This is a genomic window from Stutzerimonas stutzeri (genome assembly GCF_002890895.1).
In the GTDB taxonomy this organism is placed as follows: domain Bacteria; phylum Pseudomonadota; class Gammaproteobacteria; order Pseudomonadales; family Pseudomonadaceae; genus Stutzerimonas; species Stutzerimonas stutzeri_AB.
Genome location: NZ_POUL01000002.1, coordinates 412,894 through 430,938, shown reverse-complemented (window position 1 = coordinate 430,938; position 18,045 = coordinate 412,894). Strand labels below are relative to the sequence as shown.

Here is an 18,045-nt window from a genome sequence, read left to right as displayed (position 1 = left end):
CGATCATTGGGTGAGGTCTCAGATTTTGAGCGAAACCAGTTACGGTCTACAGTCCTGGATCGACCGCCTTAACCAATCCGAGCTGCCCGCATTAGCGGCGGTCGTGCAGGATTTGCAGCGCCTCACCGAGCAGGAGCACGCATCCGTTCAGCAGCTGGCCGACGTGCTCCTGCGCGACGCTGCCCTGACCTCGAAGGTACTTCGAGTCGGCAATAGCAGCTACTACAACCCCTCTCAGGAAACGATCAAGACCATCTCTCGCGCCATCGTCATGATCGGCTTCGATAACGTTCGGCTGATCAGTCTTTCGGTCAGCCTGATTGACGGCTTGCTTGATCGTGCACCGCGCCAGCAACTGCAGGAATTGCTGGCGCGGTCTTTTCATGCGGCAGTGCAGGCTCGCAATATTGCAGGCTACGTTCTGACCAAACATGAGGAAGAGGTCTTCATTGCCGCGTTGCTCCATGAGGTCGGTGAACTTGCGTTCTGGGGCTGCGGTGGTCGGCAGGCCGATGAATTGGGCGAGGTACTGGCGGGCGGTACGGATCATGACGAGGCTGTCGAGCAAGTGCTTGGTACAAGTTTCCGCCAGCTTAACCTCGGTCTGATCAAGAGCTGGAATATCGGTGAGCTGGCCAGCTTCGCTCACGGGGCTGGCAACCTGCGGGATCCCGCCGTGCATTCGGTCAGCCTGGGGGTTCGCATCGGTGCAGCGGCGTTGAACGGGTGGGGCTGCCCGGAAATGGAAGGTCTGGTGAGAGAGCTGGCTGATTTCGGCGGTATCTCTGAAGCGGATGCGATGCAGCAGATCCTTGCCAGTGCAGATGAGGCTGTGAACGTGGCGACGACGTTTGGAGCAAGTCGACTGTGCAAGCTGATTCCATCAACTGATCCGGAGCAAGTGCAATTGCAGCAGGCACAACGCGCTGCGAGTTTCTTGCAGCCCGATTTGTTGCTGATGCAGCAGGCCATGCAGGACCTTGGGATGATGGCCGCTAGCCGGGGCGACGTCGGCTTGATTCTCGATGCGTTGCTCAAGGGATTACACCAGGGCGCGGGGCTGGAGCGCGTAATGCTCACAGTGCTCGCCGATCAGCAACGTTCTTTTCGGGCCAAGTGTGCAGCGGGAGAGCAGACCGCGACCTGGCTTGAGAGATTCGTGTTGCCCGTTGATCCGTCAGGCCAATCGCATATTTTCAGTTATGTGCTGCGCCAGCGTCAGCCACTGTGGATGGGTGTACCGGCAAGCAACAACCTTGATGAGCTGGTTACTTTGCCGCTTCGCCAGCAGCTGGGAAAAGGGATGTTCTTCATCGCGCCTTTAATGGCGGGCACGCGCGAAATCGGTGTTCTCTATGCCGACAATCGAATATCCGGCCGAGCGCTTAAGCACGAGCAATTCGTCGCTTTCCAGCGATTCACTCAATTGGCCGGGCGCTGCCTGGATGCACTCAGCAAACGCAATTGAGCAGGGCGCCCGGTCCGTTCGCGCGATGCCTCAGCGTGGAATATATAGCGTAAGGGTCTGGCCCGGCTTGAGCATCGCGCTGTCTCTGGGGTTCCAGGTCTTCAGGTTGTTGATCTGAACATTGAAGCGTTTGGCGATCACATAAAGTGAATCACCTTTCTTGACCTTGTAATAAGTCGGCGCGGGTTTGCTCTGCTGGTTATTGCCTGCAGCCTGAAGAAACAGCGCTTGGCCCACCTTGAGGTTGCTGCCAGAAAGGTTGTTCCAACGCTGCAGATCACGCACTGAGATCTTTTGTTTTTTGGCGATATCCCAGAGGTTGTCACCCTGGCGGACTCGGTAGCTGCGCGGTGCCGGCTGGCTTCGCGCCACGGCATGCAGAAGCTCCGGTGATTGAGTTGCGCCGACCGACTGCGGAATGCTCAGAACTTGCCCGATCTGCAGGCGATCGCTGCGAAGACGATTGATGTCACGAATGATATTGACCGATAGCCGATATTTGTTGGCGATTGCGCCAAGGCTGTCGCCGGGACGCACCTTGTACTGCTGCCAGTCAACCAGATCCTGTGGCTTCATCAGCGCCAGGTTGGCTGCGAACATCTCGGCCTTGTCACTCGGCACTAACAGGTGTTGTGGGCCGTCCAGCGTAATGCGCCGGGTAAATGCAGGATTCAACTGGTAAATCTCGTCCTCATCCAGGTCGGCCATGTCGGCGACCCTGGCGAGATCCATGCGTTGCTTCAGTGCGACTACTTCGAAATAGGGCTCGTCGGCGATCGGGTTTAGATTCAGCCCGTATGCCTCTGGGCTTTGGATCATTTGAGAGAGGGCCAGCAATTTGGGCACGTAATCGCGTGTTTCTCGAGGCAGGGGCAGATTCCAGTAATCCGTCGGTAACCCGAGCTTCTGGTTACGCTCGATGGCGCGACTGACAGTGCCTTCGCCCGCGTTATACGCCGCCAAGGCAAGCAGCCAGTCGTCGCTGAACAAACCGTGAAGATAGGTAAGGTAGCGCAGCGCCGCGGCAGTTGAAGCGGTGATGTCGCGTCTGCCGTCATACCAGCTGGTTTGTTGCAGATTGAAATGTCGGCCTGTCGAAGGAATGAACTGCCAGAGGCCGACGGCGTGAGCTGGGGAATAGGCAAACGGGTTGTATGCACTCTCGATAATTGGCAGTAGCGCCAGTTCAAGCGGCATGTCGCGCTCTTCGAGTTGCTCGACGATATAGTGGATGTAGGGACTGCCTCGCTCGCTCGCCATCTCTATGGAGTTCGGGCGACTGGAAAAAAGCAGGCGCTGTTGCTCGATGCGCGGATTGCTGTCCAGGTGATCCTGCAGCTTGAATCCATGCCTGATGCGATCCCATATATCCGCATGGGTCGGCTCTGCCGGCGCGTTGTCCGTGAGCCAGAGGGTGTCCTGTACCGTCGGTACAGTCCGGGTTTGGACATCGCTGTCTGCCGGAGACCGGGGAGCGGTGCTCTGGCAGCCAGTTATAGCGAGACAGATTGCCAGCGCCAGGGCCCGGCCGGAGGCTGCCAAGGCGTCCGGCTGTGGGCTATTCGAAGAGTCAGACGGCATTGGCTGATGGGCTCCCTAGGCGCAAATTCGAGCGAGTGTAGGAATGCCGTTCCGGTGGGTCAACCCAATGCCTTGGTTTTTGGCGACTGGTCGATCTTCATCAAAAGCTGTCTTTCCACCCTCGAAGGACCGCAAAGACAGCTTCCGCTGTTTCCAGCGAGCGATCTGCATGTCGACTGGCTGCAGCTATAACTGACGGCTCGCTGCAACGCAGGAAGGGGTTGGTGGCCTGCTCGATGCTCAGCTCAGAGGGGAGGGTGAAGCGCTTTTCCTCGCGCTGGCGGGTGACCTGTTCGAGACGTCCGGCGATGTCTTGGTTTTCCGGCTCGACCGCCTGGGCAAACCGTAGATTGCTCAAGGTGTACTCATGTGTGCAGTACACCTTGGTAGACGCAGGCAGCGCGGCAAGCCTCTGCAGTGACCGGAACATTTGACTGGCGGTGCCCTCGAACAGACGGCCACAACCAGCGGCAAACAGCGTATCGCCACTCAAAAGCCACGGGTGTTGAGCATCATCATGAAAATAGGCGATGTGACCGCTGGTATGTCCTGGGACCTCGAATACGTCCAGCTCATGGTCGAGGATGCGAATGCGCTGTCCATCGACCAGCGCTTCATCCCTCGCTGGAATCTTTTCCATCGCCGGGCCGTGGACCGTGGGGGCGTATCTGGCTTTGAGCTGCTCAACGCCACCTACATGATCATGGTGGTGATGAGTGATCAGAATGTCGGTCAGTTGCCAGCCGGGGCGAGTATCGAGCCATTTCTCAACTGGGCCCGCCTCACCCGGATCTACCGCAGCGCAGAGCCGGCGTTGTGGATCCTGCAGCATCCAGATGTAGTTGTCGGTGAAGGCGGGCAGAGCGTCTATTTTCAACATATGCACGGGTCGCCAATTCAATAGCAAAAGCGCATCCTAACAGCCGAACTGGAGAGTTGAACCGATCGGACTCATTGATCGGGTCGGCCCAACCGACGAATGGAGGCTAGCCATGAGTGAGTCTTGTACCAAGTCGGACGAACGCTGGCTGTCGCTGATGAATAAAGCCAGTGCCTGGTTCGATGGCCCATCAGGGCGACAGCTGCTTGAGCATGAGCAGCGTGTGATCAATCAGCAGCTGTCTCGGTGTTTCGGCAGCTATCTTGTGCATTACGGGCCCTTCGCCAATGCCCTGATCGAACCGCAGAAGATCAAGCGCAGCGTTCGGGTAGGTCCGCCACTTGCGGGTGTCGACATCATTTGCGAGGAGCAATCCTGGCCCATCGGCGAACATGCTGCAGACGTCGTTGTGCTTCAGCATGGCCTGGACTTCAGTCTGTCGCCGCACGCCCTGCTGCGCGAGGCGGCCCGCAGCGTGCGGCCAGGAGGGCATTTGTTGATCGTCGGGATCAATCCATGGAGTGCCTGGGGGGCGACTCGTCTGCTGTCACGCAAGGGGTTTCGCCATGCGCGTTGCATTCGTCCGACCCGAGTGAACGACTGGTTGAACCTGCTTGGATTCTCGCTGGAGAAACGACAGTTCGGATGCTATTGTCCGCCGCTTTCGTCGCGCCAGTGGCGCACGCGGTTGTCCGGCCTGGAAACTGCGGGACAAAGGTCGCAGCTGCCTACCGGTGGCTTCTACATGCTTGTGGCAAGAAAGCTTATGGTAGGCCTTCGACCCGTGCGGCAAAGCCGTCGAGAGCGAATGGGGCAGCTACTACCAATGCCCGTGGCGAAGGTCAGTCGCCGCGATGCCGAACACTAATAGTCAAAGAATTCCTTATGAGTGACGAAACGGTCGAGATATACACGGACGGTGCCTGCAAGGGCAATCCGGGTCCGGGTGGCTGGGGCGCACTGCTCGTCTACAAGGGCGTGGAGCGAGAGCTCTGGGGTGGCGAGGCGGAAACCACCAACAACCGCATGGAGTTGATGGCTGCCATCCGTGCGCTCGAAGAGCTGAAGCGGTCTTGCCAGGTCAAGCTGGTGACCGATTCCCAATACGTCATGCAGGGCATCAATGACTGGATGCCTAATTGGAAGAAGCGTGGCTGGAAGACTGCCGCCAAACAGCCTGTCAAAAATGCCGATCTCTGGCGGTTGCTGGACGAGCAGGTTAGCCGTCACCAGGTAAGTTGGCAGTGGGTCCGTGGGCATACTGGCCACCCCGGAAACGAGCGCGCTGATCTTCTGGCCAATCGCGGCGTAGTGCAAGCCAAACGACAACCAGCTTGAGTGAGTTGAAAGATGCGTAGCGTAGTACTCGATACCGAAACCACTGGCATGCCAGTGACCGATGGTCACCGGATCATCGAGATCGGCTGTGTCGAGGTTATCGGCCGCCGCCTTACCGGCCGGCACTATCACGTTTATCTGCGGCCGGATCGTGAAGTGGACGAGGGTGCAATCGCCGTTCACGGAATCACCAACGACTTCCTGACCGACAAGCCCCGCTTCCGGGACGTTGCCAACGAGTTCTTTGAATTCATAAAAGGCGCGCAGCTGATCATTCATAACGCTGCGTTTGATGTCGGGTTCATCAATAACGAATTCGCGCTGCTTGGCCAGCAGGACCGTGCAGAGCTGAGCGATCACTGCAGCATCCTCGACACCCTGCTGATGGCTCGTGAACGCCACCCGGGCCAGCGCAACAGCCTCGATGCGTTGTGCAAACGCTATGGTGTCGACAACTCGGGCCGCGATCTGCATGGCGCGCTGCTCGATGCGGAGATTCTCGCCGACGTCTATCTGACGATGACCGGCGGGCAAACCAACCTGTCCCTCGCCGGTGACGGTGCCGACTCAGAAAGTGGTGGTCGTCAACAGGCTACGCCGATCCGTCGGTTGCCAGCCGACCGCGCCAGTACCTTGGTGATCCGCGCCAGCGCGGAAGAGGTCGCTGCCCATGAGGTGCGCATGCGCGCAATCGAGAAGGCGGCGGGGACAGCGCCTCTCTGGCTTCAGTTGGAGCAGGCTGCCAGCGACGAGCCTGAAGCACTGCCAGCCTGAGGCCTTGATGTCGACGCGCACATCGGGCGCGTCGGCACTGCGTGACAATTCTCGCTTGGTGCTTGGGGGCGGAGCCTCTACGCTGGAGATGAATGTCTCCAGGAAACCCCCATGTATAAAGACCTCAAATTCCCCGTCCTTATTGTTCATCGCGACATCAAAGCCGATACGGTTGCTGGTGAGCGTGTGCGTGAAATAGCGGCCGAGCTTGAGCGGGACGGCTTTCACATTCTTCCCACCGGCAGCGCCGCAGAAGGCCGAATTGTGGCCTCCACCCATCACGGGTTGGCTTGCATCCTGGTTGCTGCAGAAGGCGCGGGCGAGAATCAGCGGCTATTGCAGGATGTGGTGGGCCTGATACGGGTTGCCCGGCGGCGCGCACCTCAACTGCCGATTTTTGCGCTTGGCGAGCAGATCACCATCGAGAATGCGCCGGCCGAGGCCATGGCGGATCTGAATGAGCTGCGGGGTTTGCTCTATCTGTTTGAAGACACCGTGCCGTTCCTGGCGCGGCAGGTCGCTCGGGCGGCCCGAAGCTATCTGGACGGTCTGTTGCCACCTTTCTTTCGGGCGCTGGTGCAGCATACAGGTGATTCGAATTACTCCTGGCACACACCAGGCCATGGTGGGGGCGTCGCCTTTCGCAAAAGCCCGGTCGGACAGGCGTTTCACCAGTTCTTTGGCGAAAACACGTTGCGCTCTGATCTGTCCGTATCAGTGCCTGAACTCGGTTCGCTGCTCGACCACACGGGGCCGCTGGCGGCGGCCGAGGCTCGAGCGGCGCGCAATTTCGGCGCAGACCACACGTTCTTCGTCATCAATGGAACCTCGACCGCCAACAAGATCGTTTGGCATTCGATGGTGGCGCGGGACGACCTGGTCCTGGTTGATCGCAACTGCCATAAGTCGATACTGCACTCGATCATCATGACCGGTGCAATTCCGCTATACCTAACGCCGTCACGCAATGAACTCGGCATCATTGGCCCGATTCCGCTCGAAGAGTTCTCACCAGAATCGATTCAGGCCAAGATCGACGCCAACCCGCTTACCCGTGGTCGTTCGCCCAGGGTGAGGCTGGCGGTCGTAACCAACTCGACCTACGACGGCCTTTGCTACAACGCCAACCTGATCAAACGGACCCTCGGCAACAGCGTTGATGTTCTGCATTTTGACGAGGCCTGGTACGCCTACGCCGCGTTCCATGAGTTTTACGACGGGCGCTACGGGATGGACACCCGCGAGCAAGGCCCGCTGGTATTCACCACTCACTCGACGCACAAAGTGCTTGCGGCATTCAGTCAGGCATCAATGATTCATGTACTCGACAGTGAGCAGCGTCAGCTGGATCGTGATCGCTTCAACGAGGCCTTCATGATGCACATCTCCACATCCCCGCAGTACGGCATCCTTGCCTCGCTCGATGTCGCCTCGGCGATGATGGAAGGGCCCGCGGGGCGCTCCCTCATTCAAGAAACTTTCGATGAAGCGCTGAGCTTTCGCCGCGCGTTGGCTAACCTCAGGCAGCATCTGGCGCCCGAGGACTGGTGGTTCAGTATCTGGCAGCCAGGCGAGGCGGATGGAGCGGACGAGCTGGTCACCAGCGACTGGTTGTTGCAGCCAGAAGCGGAGTGGCATGGTTTTGGGGATGTCGCCGATGATTACGTGCTGCTTGATCCCATCAAGGTCACCTTGGTGACTCCAGGACTTACCGCTGATGGCAAACTAAGCGAGCAGGGCATTCCGGCGGCTGTGGTCAGCAAGTTTCTCTGGGAGCGTGGGCTGGTCGTCGAGAAAACCGGTCTGTACTCCATCCTGGTGTTGTTTTCCATGGGGATCACTAAGGGTAAGTGGAGCACACTGCTGACCGAGCTACTTGAATTCAAGCGGCATTACGACGACAACGTACCGTTGTGCGATGCGCTTCCAACCGTAGCTCGGGCAGGAGGCAATCAATACCTTGGTATGGGGTTGAGAGATCTGTGCAACTCGCTCCACGATTGCTACCGAGACAACGCCACCGCGCGGGCCATGAGGCGAATGTATACCGCTCTGCCTGCATTGGCGATGAAGCCGGCCGATGCCTACGACAAGTTGGTACGGGGCGAGGTTGAGGCCGTTCCCATTACTGAATTAGAAGGCCGTATCGCTGCAGTCATGCTGGTGCCGTACCCGCCAGGAATCCCCCTGATCATGCCGGGTGAACGCTTCACCCCGGAAACGCGCTCGATACTCGATTACCTGGCTTTCGCTCAGCGGTTCGCCACGCAGTTTCCAGGCTTCGATGCTGATGTGCATGGGCTGCAGCACGAGGAGCACCCTGGTGGGTACACCGTCGACTGCATCCTCGAGGGATAGCGCACCAGTAAGCTGAATCCGGCCGGTATTACGGCTTGTCAAAGAAGATCATGTGCGAGGGCGTGGGCTGCTTCACATCGTCCCGCATCGACTTTCAGTTCGCTGTTGTTATAGTTGTTCGGCTGAGTACAGTCCTCTTTCTATGGGGCTGTCGAACCCGTTAAGGCACTGAGTGCCTCGGCTGTCGAGGATGATAGCGTGACCGACTACCAAGCCTTTCGTGTGGAGTTGAAAGACAAGATCGCCCATGTGGCGATTAATCGACCTGACAAGGTCAACGCCATGAATGCCGCATTCTGGAGCGAAATTGTCGACATATTCCAACGGATCGACGATACGGATGACATTCGAGTGGTGGTGCTGTCGGGCGAGGGCAAGCATTTTTCTGCCGGCATCGACCTTCAATTGTTGGCGCAGGCGGCGAGCCAGATGGGCAGCGATGTCGGTCGCAATGCCGAGCGCCTTCGTCGCCAGATTCTCAAGCTTCAGAGTTCGTTCAACGCGGTGGATAGCTGCCGCAAGCCGGTCATTGCGGCGATTCAGGGATATTGCATCGGTGGTGCGATCGATCTGATTGCCGCCTGTGATATGCGTTACAGCACGCTGAACGCACAATTTTCGATCAAAGAGATTGATATGGGCATGGCGGCGGATGTTGGCACGCTGCAGCGTCTGCCGCGAATCATTGGCGACGGCATGATGCGTGAGCTTGCGTACACCGGACGTACCGTTGACGGCCAGGAAGCGGAGTCCATCGGCCTGGTCAATCGAACTTACCCTGACCAGCCATCACTTATGGCTGGTGTGTTTGCTATGGCTGCAGATATCGCCAGTAAGTCGCCAGTGGCCATTCGCGGCACCAAGGAGATGATTCGCTACATGCGCGACCACCGTGTCGATGACGGTCTCGAATACATCGCCACCTGGAACGCAGCGATGCTTCAGTCGGCGGACCTGAAGGTGGCGATGGCTGCCCATATGAGCAAGCAGAAGCCGGATTTCGCTGACTGATGCATCATTCAAACGTTGCGCGGGAGGCGCGCTAGGCATGGTTACCGGAGCAACTTCACTCAGCCTGGTTCGCGATGAGCTGTTCGCTACCATGGAGGAAGCCGAGCAGAGCCTCGAGCATTTCATCATCGACAGGAACAACGGCAGCCTGTTGCAACAGGCTGTCGAGAATCTCAAGCAGGTTCGCGGAACCCTGCGGCTCATCGAGCTTACCGGTGCCGAACTGCTCGCACAGGAAATTCTTCAGCTGGCGACAGACATCCCTGTAGGCGCTGGGGAGGATCGGGATACTCAACTGGCGTCGCTGAGCAACGCGCTTTATGTCCTCGGACGTTATCTGGAAAGCGTCGACGCCAGTCGACAGGAAATGCCCGAACTGCTGCTGCCACCGATCAATGCATTGCGGTTGGTCAGTGGGCAGTCGCCACTTCCCGAGAGTTTCTTCTTTAGCGTTCGTCTCGACCATGCGCGTCCGCCGATTGAGGCCGCGGTGCGCCAGCCAACAACGCGTGCGGCCGAAGCGCGGCGGTTGCGCCAAATGTATCAGGTTGGCCTGCTCGGCTTCATTCGGGAAGATAATGCATCGGCAAGTCTAAAGCTGATGGCGCGAGCGCTGGGTCGCTTGGATCTGCTGTTCGCCAACACCGCGGGTGGTCGCCTGTGTTGGTTAGGGAGCGCAGCGGTGGAGGCCCAATTGGATGGACAGTTGTTGCCTCGCCAATCACGTAAGCACTTATTCTCCAGGCTTGACCGAGAACTTCGGCAGCTCAGCAGTCATGATGCCTATGAACCGCCACGGGTGCTGCTCAAAGAACTGCTTTATCTCGTTGCGTTGGCCGAAAGCAGTGGACCATTAGCACGTCAGGTCCGTGAAACGTTTTCGCTTGGTTCGTTACCCTTCACCGATCATCTTCTTGAGGACGAGTCACAGCGTCTGGCCGGCCCGGGGCAGGCCGTAATGCGCTCGTTGTCCTCGGCGATCCGCGAAGAGCTGGCAAGTCTCAAAGACTTGCTCGACCTGATCGAGCGCCAGACCGCACCGGCTGAGTCTTATCCGAACCTGCACAGTCTGCTCGGCAAGCTGGCAAAGACATTGGGGATGGTGGGCTTGTCCTCCGCATCGAGCACCCTCCATGCTCAGCTGTCAGTGGTTTCCGGCTGGAGCGTTGAGCAGTTGCCCGAGCCCCAGGCGTTGCTGAAACTGGCTGATGCGGTGCTCTACGTCGAGAGCATGGTTGCTAGCCTGGAGCGCGGCGAGCGTTATGATTCGCGGCCTCATATAGCGCAGCCGGGCCAAGAGGCTGAAGCCTTCGCCAACCATCAGCTCACCGAAGCCTGTATTGTCGTTATCGGCGAGGCGACGGCTGGGCTGGCCTTGGCCAAGCGAGCCATCACAGCCTATCTGGAATCCAATGGTGAGAAGTTGCATTTGGCCAACGTCCCTTTCAGCTTGATGGCTGTTCGTGGAGGGCTGCGTTTTCTAGAGCAAGATCGCGCCGCAGACTTGATTGGCGCGTGTGCGGACTTCATTCAAAAACAGATGCTTGAGGGCGTGCAGATGCCACCAGAGCAAATGCTAGAAACCCTAGCCGATGCGTTGACCAGCCTCGAGTATTACCTCGACGGCGGTGCGATATTGCGGCGTGATGACTCACGCGTCAGCGTATTGGATCTCGCAACCGAAAGTGTCCGCGCACTGGGCCTTCCGGTGGCCGCCTGATGAGTTTACGGTGGCAGCCGGCGCTGCTCGATCCGGCAGCCGGAGGCGGATGGGCAGTCGTGCATTGCCAACAGGGGTTCCTCTGTGACGCGAATGGCGTTCTGTTCCCCAGGGATTGGTTAAAGCGCCTCGAGTTGCCGTTGCTCAGCGAGCAGGGCCTGGGTTATTTCGATGGTGACCAGGTATTTCTCATGGAGTTGGCCCACCCTGTCGAAGTGCCTGGCTCGGGCTGGCAGGGGCTGCGTCAATTCATGATGCAGGATGACGATATCGAAAGGTTTCGTATGCTCGGTTTCGCTGCGCAGATTGGCACCTGGGCAAACCATCACCGCTTCTGCGGCAGCTGCGGCAACCCGATGCGCCAGCATGCTACCGAGCGTGCAATGCAGTGTGAGAGTTGCGGCATTCATCACTATCCTCGTATCTCGCCAAGCATGATCGTCTTGGTGACCCGTGGCGACGAGCTGCTCCTCGCCCGCTCACCGCGCTTTGCTCCTGGCGTATACAGCACTCTTGCAGGGTTCGTTGAGCCCGGAGAGTCAGTCGAGCAGTGCGTCAGGCGGGAAGTACACGAGGAGGTTGGTGTATCGATTGCTGAGCCCAGGTATATCTGCAGTCAGGGTTGGCCGTTTCCGCACTCGTTGATGCTCGGCTTTCACGCCGAGTACGCAGCGGGAGAGATAGTGATGCAGCCTGAGGAGATTGAGGATGCGGGCTGGTTTTCCATCCACGACCTGCCTGCGTTGCCGGCTCCAAAATCCATCGCCCGTTATTTGATTGACCTCTATCTCGCTCGGCGTTTAGGCCGCCCCGAACCAGTGCTGCCAAGCTAGCCGCAGACTCAGGATAAGCACTACCGAGATAAAGATCGGCCGAATGAATTTCGACCCACCCTGAATTGCCGTGCGTGCCCCCAGGTATGCGCCGACCATCAGCGCCAGCCCCATACCGATCCCCAGCCCCCAGGCGACCTGCCCGCCGGCAATGAACACGGCAAGTGCAACACCGTTGCTGACAAAATTCATGCTGCGAGCCACTCCGCTAGCTTTTAGCAAGTCGAGCGGGTAGAGCAGCATGTTGCTGACGGTCCAGAAAGCTCCTGTGCCGGGGCCTGCTATACCGTCATAGAAGCCTAGTGTCAGGCCTTGTGGCCACTGTCTGCGTACGTCTACTGGCAAGGCGTCCGTTCGAGGTGTGGTCGGTACCCGCCCGAAAAGCAGATACAGGCCGCAGGCAAATACCACCAAAGGCAGCACCTGATTGAGCCAACGCGCTGGGATCATGTGGGCCAATCCCGCGCCGAGCGCCGCCCCGATGGCGGTTGCCAAAAGCGCGGAGCGCCATTGCCGTAGATGGAACAGTTTCCTGCGATAAAAGGTGAAGCTTGCCGTAGCCGAACCAAAGGTTGCGCACAGTTTATTGGTGCCTAGCACCAGATGCGGCGGCAAGCCCGCCGTAAGCAGCGCAGGCAGTGTCAGCAAACCACCCCCACCGGCGATGGCATCGATAAAGCCGGCAAGAAAGGCTACGGCCATGAGGGCGGCCAATACCATTGGGTCCGTCGCAAGCTCAAACATCAGCATGTTGAACACTCATAACAAAATCGGCAAAGAGGGTAAGGCATCATGCCGGCTGTGCTTCCTGGGCGCCAACAACAAGTCGCTCAGAAGGTTGCGGTATCGATCGCTTAGGCAGATGGCCAACAGCAGAATGTCGACTCGTCTCCAGTGTTCCGTTCTGGCGCTGGCTGCTCCGATTGCCCGTATCGATAATGCCCTCTTGGATTTCTGTGGGAATGTCGATCAATGCAATATGTCGGGCTTGCAGTGGTTGTTGCGTTGCTCGCAATCGTCACTGCCCTTGTTGCGGCGCGGATGCTCGCAGGTGGGCAATGGTTGCTGGGCTGGCTACGCGGCACTCTAGGGATGCTGGTACTTTCGCTGGCTGGCCTGGTGGGGCTAGTCGCCTGGGATGTCACCACCTACCAGTCGCTGGGGCACAGCTCGCCGCTGGTTTCGCTGACCTTTCAGGCCGATGGTCAGCAGCGTTATCAGGTGAAGGTGCAAGAGGGACAAACTACTCGCTTCGTCACGCTGGAAGGTAATCTCTGGCAGTTCGACGTGCGGGCGCTTCACTGGAAAGGGCTGGCTGCGCTCATTGGGCTGGAGCCAGGCTATCGGCTGGAACGGCTCTCTGGCCGCTACCTCGCGGTGGAGCAACAAGATCAGGCGCGCCATCCTTACGTACAGTTGGGGAACAGCTGGGCAGGGGTGGATTTCTGGGCGTGGTTAAATCAGTGCCAATGCGCTCCGCTGATGCTTGAGGCGCAATTGCGCAGGGTTAGCTATCTGCCGATGGTAGATGGCGCCGTCTATACGGTCGAAATGGCGCCAACCGGCCTGTTAGCGAAACCGGCCAGCGTAGCAGCAGAGCAGGCAATGAAGGGCTGGTAGCGGTGGAACGTTGCACAGAAGAAAGGGAACCCGAAGGTTCCCTTTTTCACGTCGGCACAAATCAGGCGAGGTAGCCGCCGTCCACGTTGAGCGACAAGCCAGTGGTGTAGCTTGATGCGTCGCTGGCGAGATAAAGCACAGCGCCCGCCATTTCGCTTGGGTCAGCGACACGGTGCAGCGGAATGTGACGTAGCGCTTCTTCGCGAATCGAATCGTTCTTGACCAGAGCCGAGGCGAACTTGGTATCGGTGAGACCCGGAAGCAAGGCGTTGCAACGGATACCCTGTGGCGCGCACTCTTTGGCGAAGGCCTTGGTCATGTTGATCACCGCTGCCTTGGTGATGGAATAGATGCCCTGGAAGTTGCCCGGGGTGACGCCATTGATTGATGCCACGTTAATAATGCTTCCGCCGCCATGCTCACGCATCAACTTGCCGGCCTCGACTGACATGAAGAAATAGCCGCGGATATTCACGTCAACAGTCTTCTGGAAGGCCGATACGTCCGTGTCGAGGATGTGGCAGAACTGCGGGTTGGTAGCCGCGTTGTTAACCAGGATATCCAGCCGACCGAACTGTTCGCGGATTTGAGCGAATACGGTCTGAATCTGTTCGAGCTCACCAATATGGCAAGCGACTGCAGTAGCCTTTCCGCCGTCAGCATTGATGGCATCAGCAACCGCTTGGCAGCCTTCGATCTTGCGGCTGGAAACGATAACGTGGGCCCCTTGCTGCGCCAGCAGTTTGGCGATGGCTTCGCCGATGCCGCGGCTGGCGCCAGATACGAATGCAATTTTGCCGTCCAGGTCGAACAGGGTGGTCTTGCTCATGGAGTCGATTTCCTCTTGGTGAGCTGTGTTACAGCTTCGAGTTGTTAATAACCTGCAGGCTCACTTGCTCGAGCAGGGCGTTCATTTGTACGAATTTTGCGAATCGCTTGTCCTGGGTCTGACCGTGGAAAAAGCGGTAGTAAATTTGTTGCACGATGGCCGCCAGGCGGAACAGGCCATAGGTGTAGTAATAATCGAAGTTGTCGATGCGAATACCGGCACGCTCAGCGTAGTAATCGACAAACTGCTGGCGAGTCAGCATGCCGGGCGCATTGCTCGGCTGCTTGCGAATCAGCTGCATCGGCGGCGGGTCAGTTGCTTCGATCCAGTAGGCCAGCGTATTGCCGAGATCCATGAGTGGATCGCCCAGGGTTGTCATCTCCCAATCGAGGACGCCAATGATTTCCATCGGGTTATCTGGACTGAGGATTACATTATCGAAGCGGTAGTCGTTGTGGATGATGCCAGGCTTGGGGTGATCGTCTGGCATCTTGTCCCGCAGCCAAGCCTTGACCGGCTCCCAACCGGGCGCGTCAGCCGTGATTGCGCGCTCATACCGATCGATCCAGCCATTTATCTGCCGCTGGACGTAACCTTCTGGCTTGCCCAGGTCGCCTAGACTGCATGCGTTGTAGTCGACGTTGTGCAGGTCGACAAACTTATCGATGAAACTCTTGCATAGCGCGGTGGTTTGCTCCGCCGTGAAACCCAGCTCGGCGGGCATGTCCTCGCGAAGAATGATGCCCTTGACCCGCTCCATGACATAAAACTCTGCACCGATAACCGCCTCGTCGGTGCAGTAGGCGTAGGCCTTCGGACAGTACGGAAAGCCAGCGTTTAGCTGGTTGAGAATTCGGTATTCGCGGCCCATATCGTGGGCCGACTTGGCTTTGTGCCCAAAGGGAGGGCGGCGGAGTACGAATTCCTGCTTTGGATATTCCAGCAGATAGGTCAGGTTGGACGCGCCGCCTGGGAACTGTGAAATAGTCGGCATCCCTTCCAGCCCTGGAATTTGGGCTTTCAGGTACTGGTCGATGGCCTCGGTGGGCAGTTCTTCGCCGTCGCGTATGCGGCTGGTCTGATCGGTAAGCGCCATGCTTTTCCCTTTTCTGTAATCGATGCCTCAATGACCAGTTTCGGCTGCCGTCTAACCTCGGCGCCACTGACCATTCGACATCTCTAATCTAATGCGCCCATCTGGCATCACCAAGGGAAGTCGGCCGTTATTGGCCGGGGTGTTGCCGCGTAATCAAGGTGCCTGATGCGCGGAAAACACTAGAAAAAGCGCATAAAAAAGCCGAAGTCGCGGGACTTCGGCTTTTTCATTCCGGCAGATCAGGCCGGAAACAGTTCGCTCAGCTTCAGCGCGAGCATCATGTCACCCTCGGCGCGCAGCTTGCCTGCCATGAAGGCCTGCATACCGTCGGTTTCACCACTGATGACGCCCTGCATGGTTTCGCTATCCATGATCAGCGTAACGTTGGCGTCGGCCGATTCGCCCTTGTGGAAATCACAGGTGCCATCTTTTACGACCAGGTAGTAGTTTTCGGCATCGGTGATGTTGAACTGGAAAACCAGATCCAGACCGGCAGCAGCGCTGGGATTGAATTTGGCCTTCATGCCCTGGATGGTTTCGTCGACATTGCTCATCGGATATGACCCTTTATTGTCGTGGGAAAAGCGTGCGGCTTGAGCCGCAGCTGGCAGGAGCTTATCTATAGGTGACGAGCTCCGGATTCTTCAGCAGTTCCAGGTGTGCGTGACTATTAAACGAAGCCAGCGCTACATCCTGATCCCGATACTTCAAGCGGCTGAGCGACGTGTTGACGATCTGCCAGTTCAATTCGAATGCCTTGATGGGCGATACGCCGATGATCAATTGCAGCAGCGCCGTGATCGTGCCGCCAGATGTGAAAACAGCGATGTTATCCTTCTTGTCTGCCTGTTCGAGTAGACGGCTCAATCCAGCCCGTACGCCGTTTACGAAACTCTGCCAGCTTTCAAGGCCCTGTTTTTCGTGGTCGCCTGAAACCCATCGCTGGATGACATATTTGAAAAGTCGTTGGAACTCGGCGCGATGATTGGCCGCATTGGCAAAGACCTGCATGGCACCCGGTTCGACGGCCAGTAGATCGTCCATATGGGCACGAATCACCTCATCAGCGCGAAACTCATTGAAGGCTGCGTCAATCACCAAAGGTGGTAGCTGGCTTTCGACACGAGAACTCATCTGTTGGAGCGTCGCGCGAGCTGTATCTTGCTGTCGGTTCAACTCCCCGCTTACGCAGCGGTCGAAGCGAATGCCCATTTGGTCCAGATAGTCCCCCAGCGCTGCAGATTGCTGGAATCCGAGCGGGGACAAAACATCATAGTTTTCTGCGCCGAACGACGCCTGGCCATGTCTGATCAGGTAGATACTGCCCATGCGCTGCTCCGGGACTCAGTTTTCGCGAGCGTAGGGGGATCGTCCTAGAGTGTCAACGATAAATCATACGTTCGTTTGAATCTGCTTCTGCTGGCTCAGGCGGCGTCCTAATCGGTATGCTTGAACGATTTTCGCCACTCAGGTTTCTGCTGGCGGTCGTGGTGAATGAGGAGGATCTGTGGAATTTCTTGCTGACTATGCAAGCTTTCTGGCGAAGACAGTAACGCTGGTAGCCGCCGTGCTTGTGGTGCTGATTGCGCTTGCCTCGCTGCGTCGTGGCCGGTCCAAGCAGTCGGGTGGCCATCTGGAGGTACACAAGCTCAACGATTTCTACAAGTCGATGCGCGAGCGCCTCGAGCAATCGATCATCGAAAAGGATCAGCTGAAACTACAGCGCAAGCAGGAGGCCAAGGCTGCCAAGCTGGCCAAGAAACATCCAGAAAGTCGTTCGCGAGTCTTCGTGCTCGATTTTGATGGGGATATAAAAGCATCGGCGGTCGAGAGTCTTCGTCACGAAATTACCGCTCTACTGACCATGGCCACTCCGCAGGATGAAGTCGTCTTGCGCCTTGAAAGCGGCGGGGGGATGGTCCACGGTTACGGTCTTGCAGCGTCACAGCTGGTGCGTATCCGTGATGCCGGCGTGCCACTGACGGTGTGTGTCGATAAGGTGGCTGCCAGTGGTGGCTACATGATGGCCTGTATAGGTCAGAAGATTCTCAGCGCACCTTTTGCAATTCTTGGCTCCATCGGCGTCGTTGCGCAATTGCCCAATCTCCATCGGTTGTTGAAGAAGCATGACGTCGATGTCGAAGTGCTGACTGCAGGTGAGTACAAGCGGACCCTGACCATATTCGGTGAAAACACTGAAAAAGGCCGGGAGAAATTCCAGGATGATCTTGAAACGACACATGAGCTGTTCAAGAACTTCGTTGCGCGGTATCGCCAGCAGCTGAGTATCGATGATGTCGCTACCGGCGAGGTATGGCTCGGAATTGCGGCGCTCGGCAAGCAACTGGTTGATGAGTTGCAGACCAGCGATGAATACCTGGCTTCCCGCGCACATGAGGCTGACCTGTTTCAGCTGCATTATGCAGAGAAGAAAAGTCTGCCTGAGCGATTCGGCATGGCTGCAAGCGCCGCTCTTGAGCACGGTGTGTTGAAAGGCTGGACCCGTCTCAATGAACAACGTTTTTGGCAATAAGGGG

17 protein-coding genes are annotated in these 18,045 nt (G+C 57.7%); 10 read left to right on the top strand and 7 right to left on the bottom strand.

Going from position 1 to position 18,045, the window contains the following annotated elements; all coding sequences use genetic code 11:
* Positions 1-25 precede the first annotated feature (25 nt).
* Complete coding sequence (locus tag CXK96_RS04840; RefSeq protein ID WP_102835510.1) at positions 26-1,468, top strand: HDOD domain-containing protein; 1,443 nt, start codon at positions 26-28, stop codon at positions 1,466-1,468.
* Between the two features lie 30 nt (positions 1,469-1,498).
* Here CXK96_RS04840 and CXK96_RS04835 read toward each other — a convergent pair whose 3' ends face one another.
* Positions 1,499-3,049: a lytic transglycosylase domain-containing protein gene (locus CXK96_RS04835; protein ID WP_102835352.1), complete on the bottom strand. Its 1,551-nt coding sequence runs from the start codon at positions 3,047-3,049 to the stop codon at positions 1,499-1,501.
* Between the two features lie 100 nt (positions 3,050-3,149).
* Positions 3,150-3,929, bottom strand: a complete 780-nt coding sequence (gene gloB, locus CXK96_RS04830) for a hydroxyacylglutathione hydrolase (protein ID WP_102835351.1) — start codon at positions 3,927-3,929, stop codon at positions 3,150-3,152.
* A gap of 112 nt (positions 3,930-4,041) precedes the next feature.
* Between gloB and CXK96_RS04825 the strand changes: the two genes are divergently transcribed.
* From CXK96_RS04825 to nudC, 7 genes are all read left to right on the top strand, one after another.
* Positions 4,042-4,797: a class I SAM-dependent methyltransferase gene (locus CXK96_RS04825; RefSeq protein WP_102835350.1), complete on the top strand. Its 756-nt coding sequence runs from the start codon at positions 4,042-4,044 to the stop codon at positions 4,795-4,797.
* Between the two features lie 17 nt (positions 4,798-4,814).
* The gene (gene rnhA / locus CXK96_RS04820) at positions 4,815-5,267 is read left to right on the top strand and encodes a ribonuclease HI (protein WP_102835349.1); all 453 of its coding nucleotides are present in this window, start codon (positions 4,815-4,817) and stop codon (positions 5,265-5,267) included.
* A gap of 12 nt (positions 5,268-5,279) precedes the next feature.
* Positions 5,280-6,041, top strand: a complete 762-nt coding sequence (gene dnaQ / locus CXK96_RS04815; protein ID WP_102835348.1) for a DNA polymerase III subunit epsilon — start codon at positions 5,280-5,282, stop codon at positions 6,039-6,041.
* A 111-nt stretch (positions 6,042-6,152) separates the two neighbouring features.
* Positions 6,153-8,399 (top strand): Orn/Lys/Arg decarboxylase N-terminal domain-containing protein, encoded by a 2,247-nt coding sequence (locus tag CXK96_RS04810; RefSeq protein WP_102835347.1) that lies wholly within the window; start codon positions 6,153-6,155, stop codon positions 8,397-8,399.
* Between the two features lie 198 nt (positions 8,400-8,597).
* The gene (locus tag CXK96_RS04805; protein WP_102835346.1) at positions 8,598-9,410 is read left to right on the top strand and encodes a crotonase/enoyl-CoA hydratase family protein; all 813 of its coding nucleotides are present in this window, start codon (positions 8,598-8,600) and stop codon (positions 9,408-9,410) included.
* 37 nt (positions 9,411-9,447) lie between these two features.
* The gene (locus tag CXK96_RS04800) at positions 9,448-11,130 is read left to right on the top strand and encodes a ferrous iron transporter B (RefSeq protein ID WP_102835345.1); all 1,683 of its coding nucleotides are present in this window, start codon (positions 9,448-9,450) and stop codon (positions 11,128-11,130) included.
* A complete protein-coding gene (nudC, locus tag CXK96_RS04795; RefSeq protein ID WP_102835344.1) occupies positions 11,130-11,963 on the top strand; it encodes an NAD(+) diphosphatase in 834 nt (277 codons plus the stop codon). The genes CXK96_RS04800 and nudC overlap by 1 nt, the downstream gene beginning before the upstream one ends.
* Here nudC and CXK96_RS04790 read toward each other — a convergent pair.
* Positions 11,931-12,713, bottom strand: a complete 783-nt coding sequence (locus CXK96_RS04790; protein WP_102835343.1) for a TSUP family transporter — start codon at positions 12,711-12,713, stop codon at positions 11,931-11,933. The two genes, nudC and CXK96_RS04790, sit on opposite strands and share 33 nt — an antisense overlap.
* A 222-nt stretch (positions 12,714-12,935) precedes the next feature.
* Here CXK96_RS04790 and CXK96_RS04785 point away from each other — a divergent pair, with 222 nt between their 5' ends.
* A complete protein-coding gene (locus CXK96_RS04785; RefSeq protein WP_102835342.1) occupies positions 12,936-13,583 on the top strand; it encodes a hypothetical protein in 648 nt (215 codons plus the stop codon).
* Between the two features lie 61 nt (positions 13,584-13,644).
* On the opposite strand, the gene CXK96_RS04780 is transcribed toward CXK96_RS04785, so the two are convergent.
* From CXK96_RS04780 to CXK96_RS04765, 4 genes are all read right to left on the bottom strand, one after another.
* Complete coding sequence (locus tag CXK96_RS04780; protein WP_102835341.1) at positions 13,645-14,412, bottom strand: SDR family oxidoreductase; 768 nt, start codon at positions 14,410-14,412, stop codon at positions 13,645-13,647.
* A 28-nt stretch (positions 14,413-14,440) separates the two neighbouring features.
* Entirely contained in the window at positions 14,441-15,508 is a 1,068-nt protein-coding gene (locus CXK96_RS04775) for a phosphotransferase family protein (protein ID WP_102835340.1), read from the bottom strand.
* Positions 15,509-15,747: 239 nt separating this feature from the next.
* Positions 15,748-16,062 carry an SCP2 sterol-binding domain-containing protein gene (locus tag CXK96_RS04770; RefSeq protein ID WP_045427587.1) on the bottom strand — a complete coding sequence of 105 codons (315 nt, stop codon included), beginning with the start codon at positions 16,060-16,062 and terminating at the stop codon, positions 15,748-15,750.
* A gap of 61 nt (positions 16,063-16,123) precedes the next feature.
* A complete protein-coding gene (locus CXK96_RS04765; protein WP_102835339.1) occupies positions 16,124-16,837 on the bottom strand; it encodes a histidine phosphatase family protein in 714 nt (237 codons plus the stop codon).
* A 178-nt stretch (positions 16,838-17,015) separates the two neighbouring features.
* On the opposite strand from CXK96_RS04765, the gene sohB reads away from it, so the two are divergent.
* Positions 17,016-18,041, top strand: a complete 1,026-nt coding sequence (gene sohB, locus CXK96_RS04760) for a protease SohB (protein ID WP_102835338.1) — start codon at positions 17,016-17,018, stop codon at positions 18,039-18,041.
* The last annotated feature ends 4 nt before the right edge of the window (positions 18,042-18,045 follow it).